Annotated in this window: 2 protein-coding genes; both read left to right on the top strand. The window is 74.8% G+C overall.

Annotated features, from left to right (window positions below; translation table 11 throughout):
• On the top strand, positions 1-426 hold a 426-nt coding region (locus AB0G02_RS38945), incomplete at its 5' end, for an ABC transporter ATP-binding protein (protein WP_360805157.1).
• On the top strand, positions 423-1,665 hold a 1,243-nt coding region (locus AB0G02_RS38940; RefSeq protein ID WP_360805154.1), incomplete at its 3' end, for a family 20 glycosylhydrolase. The genes AB0G02_RS38945 and AB0G02_RS38940, both read left to right, overlap by 4 nt.

The raw sequence follows: 1,665 nt of genomic DNA, 5'->3' as shown, positions 1-1,665 counted from the left end.
GCCCTGCCCGCCGACGCGGCGCACCGGCTGCCGCGCGAGTTCTCCGGCGGGCAGCGGCAGCGCATCGCGATCGCCCGCGCGCTCGCGATCGGGCCCGAGCTCATCGTGTGCGACGAACCGGTGTCCGCGCTGGACCTCACCACCCAGCGCACGGTCCTGGACCTGTTGCTGGAGATCCAGCGGCAGACCGGGGTGGCCTACCTGTTCGTCTCGCACGACCTGTCGGTGGTGCGGTACATGAGCCACCGGGTCAACGTGATCCACCGCGGTCACATCGTCGAGTCCGGGGACGCCGCGCAGGTCACCACGGCGCCCCGCCACCCGTACACGCAACGCCTGCTGTTGTCGGCCCCCGTGGCCGACCCCACCGCCCAACGCGCCCGGCGGGCCGCACTGGCCCGACGGCGAACCGAGGAGTCAGCATGACCGCACCCCTCCCCCTGGTGCCCTTCCCGGCCCGGGTCACGACCGCGGGCCGCGTCCCGCTCGGGCCCGTGGTGGAGATCGCCGTGCCGCCCGGCCTCGCCCCGGGCGTGACGGACTGGTTCCGGACGTGGGCGGACCGGTTGCACGGCCTCGACGTCCGGGCGGCCTCGATCGCGACCGCGCACCTCACGATCGTCGTGGACGACCCGGACGCGCTGGGGCTGGCGCACCTGCCCGCGCCGGACGGCGTCGACCCCCGCGCGGCGCCGGCCGACGAACGGCACCGGCTGACCACCCGCCCCGACGGGGTGCTCCTGGAGGCCGCGAGCGACGAGGCTGCGTTCCGGGGGCTCACCACGCTGCTCCAGCTCGTCGAGACCACCGCGGGATCGTCCTCGGTGCCCGTCACCGTGATCGAGGACGGACCCGCCTACGCGTGGCGCGGCCTGTCCCTCGACGTCGCGCGCCACTACTCCACCCCCGCGGAGATCTGCCGGGTCGTCGACCTCCTGGCCTGGTACAAGCTGGACGTCCTGCACCTGCACCTCACCGACACCCAGGCGTGGCGGGCCGAGGTGCCCAGCCGTCCCGCGCTCACCGGCGACGGGGCCGACTCCTACTCGCGGGACGACCTCGCCCGGATCATCGCCCACGCAGCGGAGCGCTACGTCACCGTGGTCCCCGAGTTCGACGTGCCGGGCCACGTCGCCGCCGCGTTCGCCGCCTACCCCGAGCTGCGCGGCGACACCGAACCGGTGCACCCGTACGTGTGCTACCTCGACCCGGACGTCCCCGAGGCGGCGGCGTTCGCCCGTGACGTCCTGACCGACCTGGTCGACCTCGCGCCGGGGCCGTTCGTGCACCTGGGCGCCGACGAGCCGTTCGGCATGCCGGCGGAGGCGTACCGCCGGTTCGTCCAGGGGGCGCACGCCCTGCTCCGGTCCCGAGGCAAGCGGGTCGTGGCCTGGCAGGAAGCGGCCCGCGCCGGGTGCCTGGACGCTGACGACGTGCTGCAGTACTGGATCGGACCGGACAACTCCTTCGACACCGAGCGGCTCAAGGAACGGGCGCCGGCCGCGCTGCACCCGGTGATCGAGGACGCGGGCCGGATGTTCGCGCTCGCGCCGGGGGACGTGCCGGCGGCGGCCGCGGCCGGTGTGCCGGTGCTCGTGTCGTCCAACACGGTGCTCTACCTCGACCGGCCCTACGCCGACGCCGCGGCCGACGAGGAGTCGGAAC

This window comes from Actinosynnema sp. NPDC023658 (assembly GCF_040639995.1).
Lineage (GTDB): Bacteria > Actinomycetota > Actinomycetes > Mycobacteriales > Pseudonocardiaceae > Actinosynnema.
Note: the sequence above shows the minus strand (reverse complement) of the source record. Positions and strands in the feature narration are given on the sequence as shown.